General features: G+C 44.5%; 18 protein-coding genes. 8 read left to right on the top strand and 10 right to left on the bottom strand.

Annotated features, from left to right (window positions below; genetic code table 11):
• Nucleotides 1-360: 360 nt before the first annotated feature.
• The 9 genes from mioC to AB4232_RS04055 all read right to left on the bottom strand — a co-directional run bounded on the left by mioC (nt 361) and on the right by AB4232_RS04055 (nt 7,182).
• A complete protein-coding gene (mioC, locus tag AB4232_RS04015) occupies nt 361-795 on the bottom strand; it encodes an FMN-binding protein MioC (protein ID WP_009848129.1) in 435 nt (144 codons plus the stop codon).
• 50 nt (nt 796-845) lie between these two features.
• On the bottom strand, nt 846-2,207 hold the full coding sequence (mnmE, locus tag AB4232_RS04020; protein WP_029222947.1) for a tRNA uridine-5-carboxymethylaminomethyl(34) synthesis GTPase MnmE: 1,362 nt from the start codon (nt 2,205-2,207) through the stop codon (nt 846-848).
• Between the two features lie 129 nt (nt 2,208-2,336).
• The gene (gene yidC, locus AB4232_RS04025) at nt 2,337-3,956 is read right to left on the bottom strand and encodes a membrane protein insertase YidC (protein WP_371702029.1); all 1,620 of its coding nucleotides are present in this window, start codon (nt 3,954-3,956) and stop codon (nt 2,337-2,339) included.
• 2 nt (nt 3,957-3,958) lie between these two features.
• The gene (yidD, locus tag AB4232_RS04030) at nt 3,959-4,216 is read right to left on the bottom strand and encodes a membrane protein insertion efficiency factor YidD (protein WP_004735802.1); all 258 of its coding nucleotides are present in this window, start codon (nt 4,214-4,216) and stop codon (nt 3,959-3,961) included.
• Entirely contained in the window at nt 4,183-4,506 is a 324-nt protein-coding gene (gene rnpA / locus AB4232_RS04035; protein ID WP_029223763.1) for a ribonuclease P protein component, read from the bottom strand. Before rnpA ends, yidD begins: the two co-directional genes overlap by 34 nt.
• A 45-nt stretch (nt 4,507-4,551) precedes the next feature.
• Nucleotides 4,552-4,686 carry a 50S ribosomal protein L34 gene (rpmH, locus tag AB4232_RS04040; RefSeq protein WP_004735800.1) on the bottom strand — a complete coding sequence of 45 codons (135 nt, stop codon included), beginning with the start codon at nt 4,684-4,686 and terminating at the stop codon, nt 4,552-4,554.
• A gap of 194 nt (nt 4,687-4,880) precedes the next feature.
• Nucleotides 4,881-5,630, bottom strand: coding sequence for an amino acid ABC transporter ATP-binding protein (locus tag AB4232_RS04045; RefSeq protein ID WP_135445416.1), 750 nt, complete (start codon nt 5,628-5,630; stop codon nt 4,881-4,883).
• Nucleotides 5,627-6,298 (bottom strand): amino acid ABC transporter permease, encoded by a 672-nt coding sequence (locus tag AB4232_RS04050; RefSeq protein ID WP_009848134.1) that lies wholly within the window; start codon nt 6,296-6,298, stop codon nt 5,627-5,629. Before AB4232_RS04050 ends, AB4232_RS04045 begins: the two co-directional genes overlap by 4 nt.
• Nucleotides 6,299-6,432: 134 nt before the next feature.
• The gene (locus AB4232_RS04055) at nt 6,433-7,182 is read right to left on the bottom strand and encodes an amino acid ABC transporter substrate-binding protein (RefSeq protein WP_029223762.1); all 750 of its coding nucleotides are present in this window, start codon (nt 7,180-7,182) and stop codon (nt 6,433-6,435) included.
• Nucleotides 7,183-7,491: 309 nt separating this feature from the next.
• On the opposite strand from AB4232_RS04055, the gene dnaA reads away from it, so the two are divergent.
• The 5 genes from dnaA (at nt 7,492) to AB4232_RS04080 (ending at nt 14,623) form a co-directional block, all read left to right on the top strand.
• Nucleotides 7,492-8,913: a chromosomal replication initiator protein DnaA gene (dnaA, locus tag AB4232_RS04060; protein WP_009848136.1), complete on the top strand. Its 1,422-nt coding sequence runs from the start codon at nt 7,492-7,494 to the stop codon at nt 8,911-8,913.
• 81 nt (nt 8,914-8,994) lie between these two features.
• Nucleotides 8,995-10,095: a DNA polymerase III subunit beta gene (dnaN, locus tag AB4232_RS04065; RefSeq protein WP_009848137.1), complete on the top strand. Its 1,101-nt coding sequence runs from the start codon at nt 8,995-8,997 to the stop codon at nt 10,093-10,095.
• Nucleotides 10,096-10,169: 74 nt separating this feature from the next.
• Complete coding sequence (recF, locus tag AB4232_RS04070) at nt 10,170-11,249, top strand: DNA replication/repair protein RecF (protein ID WP_017103129.1); 1,080 nt, start codon at nt 10,170-10,172, stop codon at nt 11,247-11,249.
• A gap of 17 nt (nt 11,250-11,266) precedes the next feature.
• Nucleotides 11,267-13,684: a DNA topoisomerase (ATP-hydrolyzing) subunit B gene (gyrB, locus tag AB4232_RS04075; protein ID WP_009848139.1), complete on the top strand. Its 2,418-nt coding sequence runs from the start codon at nt 11,267-11,269 to the stop codon at nt 13,682-13,684.
• A 504-nt stretch (nt 13,685-14,188) separates the two neighbouring features.
• A complete protein-coding gene (locus AB4232_RS04080; protein ID WP_009848140.1) occupies nt 14,189-14,623 on the top strand; it encodes an Hsp20 family protein in 435 nt (144 codons plus the stop codon).
• Between the two features lie 119 nt (nt 14,624-14,742).
• Here the strand turns inward: AB4232_RS04080 and AB4232_RS04085 are convergent, their stop codons facing one another.
• Nucleotides 14,743-15,993 (bottom strand): valine--pyruvate transaminase, encoded by a 1,251-nt coding sequence (locus tag AB4232_RS04085; protein WP_372086324.1) that lies wholly within the window; start codon nt 15,991-15,993, stop codon nt 14,743-14,745.
• A gap of 331 nt (nt 15,994-16,324) precedes the next feature.
• On the opposite strand from AB4232_RS04085, the gene AB4232_RS04090 reads away from it, so the two are divergent.
• Genes AB4232_RS04090 through AB4232_RS04100 form a run of 3 tightly spaced genes read left to right on the top strand, consistent with a single transcriptional unit; the run spans nt 16,325 to nt 17,780 of the window.
• A complete protein-coding gene (locus tag AB4232_RS04090) occupies nt 16,325-16,543 on the top strand; it encodes a Flp family type IVb pilin (protein WP_009848142.1) in 219 nt (72 codons plus the stop codon).
• A gap of 3 nt (nt 16,544-16,546) precedes the next feature.
• Nucleotides 16,547-16,984, top strand: coding sequence for a prepilin peptidase (locus AB4232_RS04095; protein WP_017103127.1), 438 nt, complete (start codon nt 16,547-16,549; stop codon nt 16,982-16,984).
• A gap of 7 nt (nt 16,985-16,991) precedes the next feature.
• Nucleotides 16,992-17,780, top strand: a complete 789-nt coding sequence (locus AB4232_RS04100; protein WP_135382198.1) for an RcpC/CpaB family pilus assembly protein — start codon at nt 16,992-16,994, stop codon at nt 17,778-17,780.
• Nucleotides 17,781-17,790 lie beyond the last annotated feature (10 nt).

A 17,790-nucleotide genomic window follows, 5' to 3' on the forward strand; every position in this document is an offset into this window, starting at 1 on the left:
GATAAGATCTTTAGAGAGATCTTTTATTAGATCTATTATTAGGATCGAGGGTATCTGTGGATAAGTAGAAAATGATCAACAAGATCATGGATCTTTTTTGGATCAAAGGGTGTGATCTAACTTTGATCATAATGAGGATTAGCTGGGATCAAAATGGCTACTTATGCACAAGGGGGAATTACCTAGAAAGTTGTTATTTGGATAACTATAGGTTGATCACCGTATATGTATGATCTTATCCACAGAGAAAATTGAAAAAAAAGGACATGTATTTCGATTTATTTTCAAAAAAGTTATTCACAATCACGATTTTCAGAGACAAAAAAAGCGGCATAAGCCGCTTTTTAGAAGATTGGGGTGTTAAAACTGGTCACTATGATCGTTAAACCATTCCTCTGCAGCATCTTCTGGGACCGGTGTTTCAAGAACATCGATGGTAAAACAGCCAGAAATCGCTTGAGCACCGAGCTCTTTTAGTTGGCTGTGGACTGATTTACCTGCCAAACAGAAGGTATCGTAGCTCGAATCTCCAAGCGCCACTACAGCAAAGCGAACCTGGCTTAAATCTGGAGATTGCTGGGTCAATGCGTCGATAAACGGCTTAATATTATCTGGAAATTCACCGGCACCATGAGTTGAAGTGACCAACAACCAAAAGCCTTGTTGGGGGATATCATCGTATTCAGGCTGATTATGGAGGGTTATTTCATGACCTTGCTCTTCAAGAAGATCATTAAGGTGATCGCCAACGTACTCTGCACCACCTAAGGTGCTGCCTGTAATAATGTGGATCATTAAGCTGTCCTTACTAAAGAAGAAGGCCAGCATGAGCCGGCCTTTTAAGGTTATTTACCAATACAGAATGAAGAAAAGATGCGACCTAAAAGATCGTCTGAACTGAACTCACCCGTGATCTCATTGAGGTGCTGCTGAGTAATTCGAAGTTCTTCCGCTAAAATCTCACCTGCCATGTAGCCTTCAAGCTGCTGTTGGCCGATATCTAGGTGTTCTGATGCACGTTCTAGGGCATCTAAGTGACGACGACGTGCCATAAAGCCACCTTCATGACCACCAGCAAAGCCCATACAATCCTTTAGATGACTACGCAGAGCATCGACACCTTGGCCGGTTTTGGCTGATAAGCGAATCAGGGTTGGATCGTTAACATGACAAATGCCTAACTCTTCACTGGTTTGATCCGCTTTATTACGAATTACCGTCATTCCGATGTTGTCTGGTAGACGATCAACGAAATCTGGCCAGATATCTTTCGGGTCTGTTGCGTCTGTTGTTGTGCCATCAACCATAAATAAAACTCGGTCTGCCTGAGCTATTTCTTCCCAAGCACGTTCAATACCGATTTTTTCTACTTCATCAGAGGCCTCACGTAGGCCTGCGGTATCAATAATATGCAGTGGCATGCCATCAATATGGATATGTTCACGCAGTACATCACGCGTAGTGCCGGCAATATCAGTCACAATGGCAGATTCTTTGCCTGACAATGCATTTAATAGGCTCGATTTACCCGCATTTGGGCGACCTGCAATCACGACTTTCATACCTTCACGCATGATGGCACCTTGATTGGCTTCTTGGCGCACAGCTTCGAGATTGTCGATGATAGCCTGTAAGTCAGCACTTACTTTACCGTCAGCAAGGAAATCAATTTCTTCTTCAGGGAAGTCGATAGCCGCTTCAACGTAGATTCTTAGGTAAATCAGGGAATCTACCAGTGTATTAATACGCTTAGAGAATTCACCTTGCAGGGATTGTAGTGCAGATTTCGCAGCTTCTTCTGAGCTTGCGTCAATCAGGTCAGCAATCGCTTCGGCTTGAGTTAAATCCATCTTGTCGTTTAAGAAGGCACGCTCTGAAAACTCACCTGGACGCGCAGCTCGCACGCCTGAGATCGCGAGGATTCGTTTGATTAGCATATCCATCACCACCGGACCGCCGTGGCCTTGCAGCTCTAACACGTCTTCGCCAGTAAACGAATGCGGGTTAGGGAAGAAAAGCGCGATACCTTGGTCGAGTTCGATGCCATCGTGAGATTTAAACGGCAGGTACTCAGCGTAGCGAGGCTTAAGTGTTTTTCCTGTTACTTCTAGGGCAACCTGAGTCGCCAATGGGCCGGAAACGCGGATAATACCGACGCCACCACGGCCTGGCGCGGTCGCTTGAGCAACAATCGTATCTGTAGTCATAGGTGTGCCTGCTAGCATGTGAAAGCCAAAGAGGGCGTTCACGATTAATCAATTAGCTGAATTGTAATCAGCTAAAAACAAAAAGGCGACCTTTTGGTCGCCTTTCTTTATCTCTTTCTATTATCGAACTTACTTAGAATGTAAGCCTTTCTTTTCCAGTGCGCGGTAGATAAGCGTTTGCTGAATTAGAGTTACGATGTTCGATACTAGCCAGTAAAGAACCAGACCTGAAGGGAAGAACAGGAAGAAGAATGTGAACATAACCGGCATAAAGGTCATGATCTTCTGCTGCATTGGATCCGTTACAGTTGTCGGGCTCATCTTCTGGATTAGGAACATTGAAGCACCCATCAGAAGTGGCAAAATGTAGTATGGGTCTTGTGCTGAAAGGTCAGTAATCCAACCGAAGAACGGTGAGTGACGCAGTTCAACAGACTCCATTAGTGCCCAGTATAGCGAAATGAAGATAGGCATTTGAAGAAGGATAGGTAAACAGCCACCTAGTGGGTTTACTTTCTCTTTCTTGTAAAGCTCCATCATTTCTTGGCTCATGCGTTGACGGTCGTCGCCAATACGCTCACGCATTGCAGTCAGCTTAGGCTGAAGCATACGCATTTTCGCCATAGACGTGTACTGAGCTTTCGTTAGTGGGTACATAGCACCACGAACGATGAAAGTTAGACAGATGATTGCCAGACCCCAGTTCACAACGATGCCTTGAATAAATGAAAGCAGAGTATGAAGTGGTTTAGCAATGAACCATAACCAACCGTAGTCAACTACTAGGTCTAGGTTTGGTGCAACAGCAGCCATTTGGTCTTGAAGTTTAGGACCAACCCAAAGCGTTGCTTTGAAGCTTGCTTCGTCGCCAGTAGCGATGGTTTTGTTCGGCATGCGAACACCGATGTCGCCAAGGTTACCAATTACACGAGTGTAAAGGTTGCTGCCTGCTTCGTCGCGTGGAATCCAAGCACTTGCAAAGTAGTGTTGAATCATCGCTGCCCAACCTTGACCGTTTGCTAGGTTAAGAGAAAGGTTGCGATCTTGCATGTCGTCGAAGCTGTATTTTTTGTAACGCGTATCTTCCGTAGAGTAAGCACCACCACGGTAAGTTGGCATTGTTAGGCTACCACCGTCATCCATAACGTTTTGACGTAGGTGAGCGTACATGCCGAATGTTGCGTTATTGCCAGAGTTGTTGACTACATCGTATTCAACGTCAATCGCGTAGCTGTCGCGCTTAAGGACGAATGTTTTTGTGTAATCCAGGCCGTTTGCTTGGTAAGTCATTGGGATGCGTAGTTCATCTTGACCTTCAGCCAACGTGAAGCTGTCTGCTGAAACCGTGTAGCTAGGGCGGTTAGTGCTGCTTAAATCGATACCTTGAGGACCCACTAGACCGCTTTGAGCGATAAATTGGTGACCAGGCTCGTTTTTAAGAAGAACAAAAGTATCTTCAGAATCGAACTCAGCAGAGTAATCGTTTAGGTTTGCTGTAACGACATCACCACCAACCGTATCAATTGACAGAGTCAGAACATCAGTTGTTACTGTGATAGTTTTAGCAGAAGCAACTTGACCAGGAGCCGGGTCTAGATCATCTGCATAAGATGGCGCTGGTAGGGTGCTGCCAGATTGTGCCTGCTCAACCGCTTGTGGAGCTGGGTTCTGAGCTACGTTCCATTGTTGGAACAGTAGGAAAGAAACCAAAGCCAATGCGATTAACAGGATATTACGTTGAGAATCCATCGTTATTTATCTCTGTCTTGTTTTTGGACTGGTGGAACGGGGTCAAAGCCCCCTTCGTTCAAAGGATGGCATTTTAATAGACGTTTGCCTGATAACCAACACCCTTTTACAAAACCGTGAGCTTTCAACGCTTCTATCGCATATAAAGAGCAGGTTGGAGTAAATCGGCAGCGTGGGCCGATGAGTGGACTAATAAACCATCTATAAAAATAGATGGGTATTAGCGCTATCCACGCGAAGGGCGAGACAGGCGAAGCCATAATTTGTCGAGTAGCTTGAACATTTCTTCATTGCTTAAATCTTGCGCGCTCTTCTTAGCGATTACAACATAATCTTTGTTAGGAAGTTTGTGTTGAGTGTTACGAAAGCTTTCACGAGTAAGACGCTTGAATCGATTACGACCCACGGCGGTTTTAATCTGCTTTTTCGGAACGGCTAATCCAAGGCGAGGATTTGAAAGAGAGTTATTTCGGGCAATGATGGTGAAATGAGGGGAGCCTGCTCGATGAGCTTGCTTGAAGACATTCTGATAATGTTCGGGAGTTAACAAGCGTAACTCCCGACCGAAGGCTAGCTTATTCAAAATAATCAAAGATTACTTAGAAAGACGCTTACGGCCTTTTGCACGACGTGCATTGATTGTTGCGCGACCGTTCTTAGTAGCCATGCGAGCACGGAAACCGTGTGTACGCTTACGCTTTAGAACTGTAGGTTGAAAAGTGCGTTTCATTGTAATTACCTTACTGATCAGTAGTTTTAGGTTTTTGTTAAACCCGGCGTGGGCATTTTTTCTCTTCTTTATATAAGAAAGGAAAACCGACGCCTCTCAACAAAGAGGCGGAATTGTAATCACTGTCACAAAAAGTGTCAATGATTGGGTTAACTAAAATTCCGGTCGGGGGATTATACGTAGAATAACTAAAATCACAAGGATCCTTCGTCGATCCCGACCTTATTTAAGAATTTCTTTAATTTAGGATCCTGTGGATTACCAAAAATATCCTGTGGAGATCCCTGTTCGACAATGTGGCCATCAGCCATGAAGATCACTCGGTCTGCGACCTCTCTAGCGAACTGCATTTCGTGAGTAACCACCAGCATGGTTTGATGCTGATTTGCTAGTTTTTTCATTAGGTTAAGCACTTCGCCAACCCATTCAGGATCAAGCGCTGAAGTCGGCTCATCAAACAGTAAAAGCTCTGGTTGTAGAGCCATTGCACGGCCAATACCAACCCGTTGCTGCTGGCCACCAGAGAGCGCGGCTGGGTAGCTATCAGCTTTCTCTCCTAAGCCAATGTCGTCGAGTATTTGTTGTGCTTTTTCATGGGCTTGCTTCTTTTTCCAACCACGAACGGTAATCAAACCTTCAGCTATATTCTGTCTCGCGGTTTGGTGAGCAAATAGTGCATAGTTTTGGAATACAAAACCAGTCTTACGACGCAGTGCAAGCACCTCTGCTTTGGTGTGTTTCTGAGCATCAACCTTAATATCATCAATCGAAATAATGCCTTGATCGGCTTGCTCTAGAAAATTCACACAACGCAGCAGGGTAGACTTACCCGTACCACTTGAACCTATGATGACAATTATCTCACCTTGTTTGATTTCTAGGTCGATCCCTTTCAAAACTTCGGTGTCACCAAACTGCTTGTGGATATTTTGTAATTTGATCATCGTACATACGCCTTATTCAGTTTCACTTCGGCCCAAATTTGAATACGAGTGAGGATAACCACTACACCCCAGTAAATCAGCGCGACTGCTAAGAAAGCCTCGAAGAAGCGGAAACTTGAAGAAGCTTCCATCTGAGCTTTAGCCATGATTTCGGCGACACCTAAGGTGAATGCAAGTGAAGTCGACTTGATCATGTCGATGAAATAGTTCATTAAAGAAGGCAGTGCTACGCGGGTTGCTTGCGGCAAGATCACTCGGCGCATCGCTTGACTGGTTGTCATACCGACTGAGAGGCTGGCTTCCATCTGGCTACGATCAATACCGATAATCGCGGCACGAATACTTTCTGCCATATACGCGGCAAAGTGCAGGGTTAAGCCAATTACAGCGGCGCTGAAAGCATCCAACCCAACCATCCAAGGGAATACTTGTGGTAAGCCGTAATAAAGGAGGAAAAGCTGTACCAACAGAGGTGTGCCTCGAAAGAAGCTAATGTACAGCTGGCTCAGTTGGTCGAGTACTGGGATTTTGAATACACGAATATTCGCCAGTATCAGAGACAGGATCAGAGCAAAGAACAAGCCCCAAGTCGCCATCTCCATCGTGGTGCCTAAATACTTCAGTAGTATTGGCAACAGCTCTAGCATGTAATTAAAGTCAAATCCCATAATCTATCTCGTATTAATATTGGAAGTGTTGTTCTATTTGGAAATACTGTTCTATCAGGCTATTAATCAGTGCACAAAAGCAAAAAGCCCACCGCCGTGTAAAGCAGTGGGCCTCGAATGGAGATAGTGAGTGATTACTTCTGAGTAATGTCCGCACCAAACCATTTCTGAGAGATACTTTCTAGCGTACCATCTGCGCGCATTGCTGCTAATGCTTGGTTTACTTCTGCTTGCAGTTTTTTACCGTTGTCGTTGTCCACGAAAGGCCAAGCGTTTTCAATGGTTTCGAATGGCTGACCTGCTAGCTGTAATGGTAGACCCGTCTTCTTGATAAGCTCTAGTGCTGATAGGCGATCCATTACGAATGCATCGGCACGACCAAGAGCGACATCATGCTCAATACCTGTATCGTAGGTTTTAACATTGATCTTGCCATCTTTATCGTAGCTGCGAAGCAGTTGTTCAAAGTTTGAACCTAGGTTTACCGCAACCGTCTTGCCATCAAGGTCTTCGATACCCTTAATGCTGTCATTACCTTTACGAACGGTAATTTGTGCACCGTCTACTACGTATGGGTCTGCGAATAGGTATTTCGCTTTACGTGCATCCGTCATTGTAATTTGGTTTGAAATGGTATCGATACGACCCGTTTCAAGAAGACCAAACAGACCAGAGAAGTTTGCCGTTACGTATTCAACCTTGTAATCGTTACGCTTACCGATCTCATCCCATAAATCCACTTCAAAACCTTGTAGTTGGTCTTGTTTAACGAACGTAAACGGGAAGTAGCGACCAGACATGCCGACTTTAACTTCAGTCGCGGCTTGAACAGTAGCAGCAGAGAGTGCGATAGCCGCAATTGCAGCCTTAATCCAGTTATTCATTTGGTAACTCCTTATATTTATAGGGTTGGATGTTACTGGGAAAATGCTCAATAGAATAAATAACCAGATGTTATTAACCATAACCAGATCGCATTCTCGATTTGGGGATAACTAGCAAGGATCCGGGCATAAGTGGATCATTGTGTGAGTAAATTTGGGGCAAGATGTGTGGATCCACCGATTATTTACAAATTTATTGTGAATAACTTGGATCTTATTCACTGGATCTGTGATCAATTGCTGGTGATCTGACTTATCAACAGGTAAAATTAACGGTCATTTCATATAACTTAAATAGAGTGGGGCACCGTGTCATCTTCGCTTTGGTTGCAATGCTTGCAACAGCTTCAAGAAGAGTTACCAGCTACAGAATTCAGTATGTGGGTACGTCCGTTACAAGCGGAGCTCAATGGTAATACTCTAACTCTATTTGCACCAAACCGATTTGTACTCGATTGGGTGCGCGATAAGTACCTAAATAGCATTAACCGTTTGCTACAAGAATATTGTGGTAATGATATCCCGCATCTTCATTTTGAAATTGGGAACAAACGAGTTACGGCTCCAAAATCTGAGACTATCGCCCCAGCTCGTACCCGCACAGCCGCTGATGTGGCCGCTGAATCGTCAGCACCTGCGCAGTTACAAGCTCGTAAGCCTGTTCACAATATCTGGCGTGATGAAGAGCCTGTAGCGGTTGATCTTAACCACCGTTCAAACGTAAACCCAAAACATAAGTTCAATAACTTTGTTGAGGGTAAATCAAACCAATTGGGTTTAGCGGCGGCACGTCAGGTTTCTGATAATCCAGGAACAGCCTATAACCCGTTGTTTTTATACGGTGGCACCGGTTTAGGTAAGACACACTTGTTGCATGCGGTGGGTAATGCCATTGTTGATAATAAGCCGAATGCGAAAGTGGTTTACATGCATTCTGAGCGTTTTGTTCAGGATATGGTGAAGGCGTTACAAAATAACGCGATTGAAGAATTTAAGCGCTACTACCGTAGTGTTGATGCTTTGCTTATCGATGATATCCAATTTTTCGCAAATAAAGAGCGCTCTCAAGAAGAGTTCTTCCATACCTTTAATGCGCTGCTTGAAGGCAACCAACAGATCATCCTAACCTCTGACCGTTATCCAAAAGAGATCAACGGGGTAGAGGATCGTCTTAAATCTCGCTTCGGCTGGGGTTTGACGGTAGCGATTGAGCCTCCTGAGCTTGAGACTCGTGTTGCGATCTTAATGAAGAAAGCCGAAGACCACCAAATTCACCTTGCGGATGAAGTGGCATTCTTTATTGCTAAGCGTTTACGCTCTAACGTTCGTGAGCTAGAAGGCGCATTGAACCGTGTTATTGCGAATGCAAACTTCACTGGCCGTCCGATCACGATCGATTTCGTGCGTGAAGCACTGCGTGACTTACTTGCCTTGCAAGAAAAACTGGTCACTATTGATAATATTCAAAAGACAGTCGCTGAATACTACAAAATCAAAGTTGCTGATCTATTATCTAAACGTCGTTCTCGTTCTGTTGCTCGTCCACGCCAACTGGCGATGGCACTGGCTAAAGAATTAACTAACCACAGCTTGCCTGAGATTGGCGATGCATTCGGTGGCCGTGACCACACGACCGTACTGCATGCTTGTCGTAAGATTGCTCAGTTGCGTGAAGAGAGCCACGACATTAAAGAAGATTATTCGAACTTGATTCGTACCCTTTCTTCTTAATACACAGTATTCTTAACCTTAATAAGCAGAATCTTGGCCACGTACTATTACGCAGTGCCATTTAGACCGTAAGAGCAAGATATGAAATTTACCATTGAACGTAGTCACCTGATTAAGCCATTACAACAAGTATCTGGCGCACTCGGTGGCAGGCCAACGCTTCCAATTCTAGGAAATCTACTGATTAAAGTAGAAGATAACGTGTTGTCGATGACAGCAACGGATCTAGAAGTTGAACTGATCAGCCGTGTAACGCTTGAAGGTGATTTCGAAGCGGGCAGCATTACTGTACCTTCACGTAAATTCCTAGATATCTGTCGTGGCTTGCCAGACAGCTCAGTGATCACTGTGGTATTGGATGGCGACCGTATTCAGGTTCGTTCTGGTCGTAGCCGCTTCTCATTAGCAACATTACCTGCGGCAGATTTTCCAAACATTGAAGACTGGAGCAGTGAAGTTGAAGTGTCAGTGACACAAGCTGAGCTACGCGGTCTTATCGAGAAAACCCAATTCTCAATGGCGAACCAAGATGTTCGTTATTACCTCAACGGTATGTTGTTTGAGATTGAAGGTTCAATCCTACGAAGTGTCGCAACTGATGGTCACCGTATGGCGGTATCTCAAGCACAATTGGGTGCCGATTTTGCTCAGAAGCAGATCATTGTTCCTCGTAAAGGTGTGCAAGAGTTAGTGAAGCTACTGGATGCACCAGAGCAACCGGTAACGCTGCAGATTGGTAACTCTAATGTGCGTGCTGAAGTGAACAACTATGTCTTCACTTCTAAGCTGGTTGATGGTCGTTTCCCTGATTATCGCCGCGTAATGCCGCAAAATACTACCAAGACACTTGAAGCTGGTTGTGATGAATTACGTTCAGCATTTTCTCGTGCTGCGATTCTGTCGAATGAAAAATTCCGTGGTGTTCGCGTTAATCTTGTAGATAGCGAGATGCGTATTACCGCGAACAACCCAGAGCAAGAAGAAGCGGAAGAAGTGCTAGACGTAACCTTTGATGGTGATGCACTAGAGATTGGTTTCAACGTAAGCTACGTGTTGGATGTTCTGAACACACTACGTTGTGAGCAAGTTCGCATCTCAATGTCAGACGCCAATGCGAGTGCTCTTATCGAGAACGCACAAGACGACAGCGCGATGTACGTTGTTATGCCTATTCGCTTATAAGCGTTGTTTGTGATGTTTACTGATCAACAACGTTTACCTATCGAGTCGTGATTGAAGATTAATATGAAGACGTTATGCCTTTATCGCGCTTAATCGTTAAGCAGTTTAGAAATATAGAAGCCTGTGACATTCAACCGTCATCAGGCTTTAACTTTCTTATAGGGGCTAACGGGAGCGGAAAAACCAGTGTCCTTGAAGCGGTATATCTGCTCGGACATGGTCGCTCATTTAAGAGTTCACTCACCGGCCGTATCATACAAAACGAGTGCAGTGAGCTGTTTGTACATGGCCGTTTTATGACCTCGGATCAATTTGAGCTGCCAATTGGCATTAATAAGCAGCGCGATGGCACAACAGAGGTTAAAATAAGCGGTCAAACTGGGCAAAAATTGGCTCAGTTAGCTCAGGTTTTACCTTTGCAGTTGATTCACCCGGAAGGGTTTGATTTACTAACCGATGGACCTAAGCATCGCCGCGCATTTATTGATTGGGGAGTATTCCACAGTGAGTCGGGCTTTTATGATGCTTGGGGCAGGGTAAAGCGCCTCAATAAGCAGCGTAATGCATTATTGAAAACGGCAACACACTATCGAGAACTGAGCTATTGGGACCAAGAATTGGCCCGTTTAGCGGAAAGTATCAGCCAGTGGCGTGCCACTTACGTTGAACAGCTTAAAGAAGTCGCCGAAGAAATCTGTGCGACCTTCCTTCCTGAGTTTGAGATAAAGATTAACTATTATCGTGGTTGGGACAAAGACACCCCATACGCCGAGATTTTAGAAAAGAATTTTGAAAGGGATCAGCAGCTTGGTTACACCTTTAGTGGGCCAAACAAAGCGGATCTGAAGATAAAAGTGAACGGCACTCCAGTGGAAGATGTCTTGTCACGAGGTCAATTGAAGTTGATGGTGTGCGCGCTGCGAGTAGCACAAGGGCAACACCTCACTCAAATGACAGGTAAGCAGTGCATCTATTTGATAGATGACTTTGCTTCCGAATTAGATAGCCAACGCCGAGCACGTCTTGCTGAGTGTTTAAAGGCGACCCAGGCTCAAGTTTTTGTAAGCTCTATTACCGCTGATCAGATTGCAGATATGCATGACGAAAATAGCAGGATGTTTCATGTGGAACATGGCAAAATAGAGCAAGGATAATTAGTCAGAGAGTAACTATGTCAGATAATTACGATTCATCGAGTATTAAAGTACTGAAGGGTCTGGATGCGGTACGTAAGCGTCCTGGAATGTACATTGGCGACACGGATGATGGTACCGGTCTGCACCACATGGTTTTTGAGGTGGTAGATAACTCTATTGATGAAGCGCTAGCTGGTCACTGTAATGACATCATTGTAACTATCCATGAAGATAGCTCAGTGTCTGTAAGCGATGACGGCCGTGGTATTCCAACAGAATTGCACCCAGAAGAAAAAGTATCAGCAGCAGAAGTAATCATGACGGTTCTTCACGCTGGTGGTAAGTTCGATGATAACTCGTACAAGGTATCTGGTGGTCTGCACGGTGTTGGTGTTTCAGTAGTTAACGCACTTTCTAAGCAAGTTACTCTTACTATCCACCGCGGTGGAAAAATCCACACTCAAACCTACAGCCACGGTGAGCCTCAAGCGCCACTAGCGGTTATCGGTGATACGGATAAAACCGGTACAGAGATTCGTTTCTGGCCGAGTGAAGAAACCTTCACTAACATCGAGTTCCATTACGACATTTTAGCTAAGCGTCTACGTGAGCTATCATTCTTGAACTCAGGTGTATCAATTAAGCTAATTGATAAGCGTGAAGAAGACAAAATGGATCACTTCGAATACGAAGGCGGTATCCAAGCGTTTGTTGAACACCTTAATACCAATAAAACACCAATCATCCAAAAGATTTTCCACTTTGATTCAGAGCGTGATGACGGCATTACCGTTGAAGTTGCAATGCAGTGGAACGATGGTTACCAAGAAAACATCTACTGTTTCACTAACAACATCCCTCAACGCGATGGTGGTGCTCACTTAGCGGGTTTCCGTGCTGCACTAACGCGTACTCTGAACAGCTTCATGGATAAAGAAGGCTTCTCGAAGAAAGCGAAGACTTCAACATCAGGTGATGATGCTCGTGAAGGTTTGACGGCGATTGTTTCGGTGAAAGTGCCAGATCCTAAGTTCTCAAGCCAAACGAAAGACAAGCTGGTTTCTTCAGAAGTGAAGTCTGCCGTTGAGTCTACGATGGGTGAGAAGCTATCTGAGTTCCTAATTGAGAACCCAGGTGAAGCGAAAATCGTTTGTTCTAAAATTATCGATGCAGCGCGTGCTCGTGATGCAGCGCGTAAAGCTCGTGAGATGACTCGTCGTAAAGGCGCATTAGATTTAGCGGGTCTTCCAGGTAAACTAGCTGACTGTCAGGAAAAAGATCCTGCTCAGTCTGAACTATACATTGTGGAAGGAGACTCTGCTGGCGGATCAGCCAAGCAGGGGCGTAACCGTAAGAACCAAGCAATCCTACCGCTTAAAGGTAAAATCCTTAACGTAGAGAAAGCGCGTTTCGATAAAATGCTGTCTTCTCAAGAAGTCGCAACGCTAATCACAGCCCTTGGTTGTGGTATTGGCCGTGATGAATACAACCCAGATAAACTGCGTTACCACAACATCATCATCATGACCGATGCCGATGTCGATGGTTCTCACATCCGTACACTGCTACTGACGTTCTTCTACCGTCAAATGCCTGAGCTGATTGAACGTGGTTACATCTACATTGCTCAACCGCCACTTTACAAAGTGAAGAAGGGTAAGCAAGAGCAGTACATCAAAGATGAAGATGCGATGAACCAGTATCAAGTATCTTTGGCTTTAGACAATGCAGAACTGCACGTAAATCCTGAAGCACCTGCGTTTGCCGGTGAAGGCTTAGAGAAGCTTGTTCAGCAATACAATGCAGGCATCAAGCTCGTTGATCGTATGAGCCGCCGCTACCCACGCGCATTGGTTCACGAACTGATTTACGTTCCTCGCCTAACCGCTGAGCAGTGTCATGATGATGCGGTGGTTGAAGCTTGGGGTAAGCAGCTAGTAGAGCAGCTAAACGGTAAAGAAGCGGGTGCAAGCCAATACAGCCTTGAAGTTGAAAAGCACGAAGAGCTAGGTTTAAGCGTTCCTAAGATTGTGGTTCGTACTCATGGTGTAACTCATGAGCACGTGCTGAGCATTGATCTGATTAACTCGAAAGAGTTTGGCAAGCTAGCGGATCTTTCTGAAGCACTTGATGGCCTGATTGAAGAAGGTGCTTACATTAAGCGTGGCGAGCGTACTCAAGAAGTGTCTAGTTTCGTTGAAGCTCTGAACTGGTTAGTGAAAGAGTCTCGTCGTGGCCTAAGCCTACAACGATACAAAGGTCTAGGTGAGATGAACCCTGATCAACTTTGGGAAACGACAATGGATCCTGAAACTCGTCGTATGATGCAAGTAACGATTGAAGATGCTGTTGGTGCTGATCTGTTGTTTACAACATTGATGGGCGACCAAGTAGAACCGCGTCGTAACTTCATCGAAGAAAACGCACTTAAAGTAGCTAACCTAGACGTTTAGTATCTTTGATACTTCGCTCTTTCGCTTAATTTCTGTGTCAGAGGTGCTCACATACATTCGTATGCTCCGCGCCTCTTCCTTGAACTAAAACGAAATAGCTTCGTCTCAAAAAACTCAATATCTTATTGAAAAGACTGTCAGAAATGGCGGTCTTTTTTGTTTTTAAGTGATTGAAAAATATTGGATTGGAAAAATAATTGAAAATAAGCGCTTGAAACTGATTTGCTCAATCCACATATCTAGTTGTGAAGAGGATGACTGTCTTGCTCTACAAGAGAAGAAACAGAACCTTCATAATCGTTGCTAGAGTATCGCTCAATAGAGGATAACTTTGGCAGCACACAATTTAAAAATTGATTCATTGCCATGTCCCAGTGTTGTCGCCAAACGAGGTGAAACCCGTGGAATGCGAACTGAATCCCTTAGCTGTTTACTGGATCTCTCACAGGTTCGATCTCAGTAAAAATTACAGCTAAGACTATTGCTTACTAAAAGGATAGCATTATGAGAACTGTAGATTTCACTCCACTTTACCGCAACGCAATCGGCTTCGATCGTCTATTCAACATGATGGAAGCGAACACATCGAAGAACTCTTCTGGCGGTTACCCTCCTTACAACATCGAGCAAAAAGACGAGAATAACTACCGTATTACTATGGCAGTTGCTGGTTTTGCAGATGATCAATTAGACCTTACTCAAAAAGAGAACATGCTAATTGTTAAAGGTGAGCGTAAAGCAGAAGCCGAGAAAACTTTCGTATACCAAGGTATTGCAGAGCGCGATTTCGAGCGAAAATTCCAACTGGCTGACTACGTAAAAGTGGTAGGTGCAAGCATGGAAAATGGTCTTCTTCACATCGACCTAGAACGCGAAATCCCAGAAGCGATGCAACCGCGTAAGATTGCTATTAATGGTAATAGTCTTCTAGAAGGTTAAGCGTTATTAGCTCATTTAAGCTAATAAATCTCGGGAAGTAGAAGTGAAAGAGCACCAGTACCTTGAAGAAGGTCGGTGCTCTTTTTTGTATTTGGTCTACAGTAAGCTAAAAGCTTTTATTACTGCTCTGAGTAAGCTTTTTTCACTTCTTCTGCAATAATATTAATGCCTTTCTGCATCGCCTCATCATCTTGCACGTAGTTCATACGCAAGCACTGATGGGCATGATCCCACTCATCTTCTTGGCCGATAAAGAAATATTCACCTGGAACAATCAATACGCCACGAGCTTTGAGGCGGTCGTACAGTTCCATGGTGGTAATCGGCAGCTCATCAAACCATAGCCATAAGAAAATCGCACCTTCAGGCTTGTGGATACGGAAGCGAGGGTCATCGATCGCTTCTTGTAAAAGCTCAACCGCACGTAGAGATTTGTCTTTATAGAAAGGTTTGATTACTTCACTGCTCAATCGCAATAAATCGCCTTTTTCAATCATATGGTTGGCAATTGCCGGCCCAACACTGCTCGGCGCTAAGCTGATAATGCCATTCATGTTAGTCAGAGCTTGGGTTACTTCTTCGCTCGCAATCACGATACCGCAACGAACACCAGGTAAACCAAGCTTAGATAGGCTCATGCACAGAATCGTATTTTCATTCCAGAACGGTTCTACATCTTCAAAGATGATGTTTGGAAACGGCAGGCCATAGGCATTATCGATCAGTAGCGGGATGTTGTTTTCGCGCGCCAGTTTATCCAGTTTACGCACTTCTTCGTCGGTCAGTACGTTACCGGTTGGGTTGGTTGGGCGAGAAGCACAGATAGCGGCAACCGAGTCATCAACCTTGAGCTGTTCAAAATCGACGTGGTATTTAAACTGGCGGTTTTCTAGCAGTTCGATCTCTGGGTGGTAAGATATAAAAATATCGTCATCAATGCCCGCATCGCCGTAGCCGATGTATTCTGGTGCGATCGGCAACAATATCTTCTTGTGAGAACCGTCTGGCTGTTGACCCGCTAATAGGTTGAATAGGTAAAAGAAGCCACTCTGACTGCCATTAGTCAGGCTGATGTTCTTCTCGCTGATGTCCCAACCATAGGTCTCTTTCAGCATTGCCGCTAACGATTTGATGAAGCTGTCTTTGCCCTGCGGACCATCGTAGTTGGCGAGGGCGGCGATGAGTTCTCCACTGGCGAGCATGTCGGCACTGGCTTGGTTAAAGTAATCGAGCATGGCTGGGATCGCGGCTGGGTTACCACCACCGAGCATGATTGCGCCAGGAGTGCGCAGGCCATCATTCAAATCATCCATTAAACGAGTGATTCCAGAGTATCGATTAAACTTTTCACCAAACTTTGAGAATTGCATTGCTTCGTATACCTAATTCATTGTGATTATTATTCGTAGATTATGATCAATCTTATGAACCCGAGCGTGGCGGGTTACAGTGGGTAATCTTTGAACATACCGCAATGTTTTTGCGGCGCAAAGCACGAATTGCCCTCACACGAAAAAAACTTCTCTTCTCACCGCTCCCGTTTAATCACTTTTTTCACTTTAAACTGAACTCAAACTGAATAGAACGACGGCAAATGTCAGAGCAATGTGAGGAAGGTCACTCTTGGATTGCTCAAAAATAGCGCACTGAATATTATTTCCTCCGAAGAAAAAACAACCTATCTATCTTTTGGAGAAACGAATGTTAACTAATTTATTTGTTAGAACTCAGCTATTTATTCAATCTTTTAATAATGATCAACGTGGTGTTACAGCGATTGAATACGCAATCCTAGGTGTGTGTATGTCAGCAATCGTATTGGCTGTATTTAACGACTCTCTTCGTGAAGCTTTAGAAGGTGCTATCACAACCATCACTAATAATATTGAAGCCGCTAATTCGTCGCCAAGTGTAGGTTAATTAATGCCTCATAAACTGTGGTGGTTAATTCCCTTAGCCACCATGGCTGCAATCGTCAGTTATCAAGATATCCGATACCGAATAATACCTAATGGAGTGGTGGTAGCTGTTGCTCTCTTGGGTGTTTTTTATATCTGTCAAACCGAAAAGTTTGAGCAGTTTTATAATTTTTTCATAGTGTTAGCCGTCGGCGCAGTTTTATTTTATTTCAATGTTATAGCTGCTGGAGACAGTAAATTATTGGCTGTATTCAGTTTAATGGTATCGCCCAATATGATGTTGTTGGCGGTTAATGTGATTTTATTTGCAGGTGGAACCCTAGCGATTACTCAGTGGGTATTAGGAAAAACAACTGGTAATTCTGAGTGGATAAATAGAGGCGTTCCTTATGGGGTACCTATTTGTTTAGGAAGCCTACTAGGTATAGCTGCATCGTTATAGGTGAATCATGAACTCCAAAATCATTCTTGGCTTAGCGTTTCTCGCTATATCTATAGGCCTCTATGGTGTGGTGAATGTACCGATGGATACTTTCCCCGTTCAGCCTGAAGAACCCATTATAGAAGTGACTTTTAAGGTATGGAAACTCACTCACCCGGCAGTGAAAGGTCAGCAGCTGAAGCGTAGCGACTTCGTTATAGAGTACTTGCCTGAAGCTCGTGCAGCGCTATTGGGAATCGATCGAAACATTGAGTTAGATTGGAATGCTCCTCAATTCGCAGTGCATGACATTGCCGCATATGAGCTGGTGGACTCGAATATGTTGACATCTCCCGGAGACAGTCAGTACTTACAGGCGGTGATCCGCCCTGGATTTGTGCCTTATAACGTTACGGTACCGGGAAGAGATGTATTAGGTGGCACCATCGCAGTCGGAGATTTAGTCGACATATCTGTTCTTTCAACGCCAGATCAGAACTTATCAAGTGAGGATACGGTGTCAGATATCCAACATCTCACTATGGTGCCATTACTGGCTCAAATATCGGTTCTGGATATGGTGGCGTCAGAAAAAGCAGTGAGCACGTTAACGTTGGAAAAAGAGACTCAGGTGACATTGATCTTACAAGTGACGAATCAACAACTGGCACAACTCACGGTGGCACAGCGGATTGCAGAAGTGGCCGTGCACAAGTCATTGGGTAAGGAATTTTCTGATGATCTAGAAGCTGATTCTTCAGACATCATTCCAAGCAGTGGCGGCACTGGTGGAATTCGTGAATACCGTTTTGAGTAGGACGTTAACC

It is taken from the genome of Vibrio sp. 10N.286.46.A8, assembly GCF_041470165.1.
In the GTDB taxonomy this organism is placed as follows: Bacteria; Pseudomonadota; Gammaproteobacteria; order Enterobacterales; family Vibrionaceae; genus Vibrio; species Vibrio tasmaniensis_A.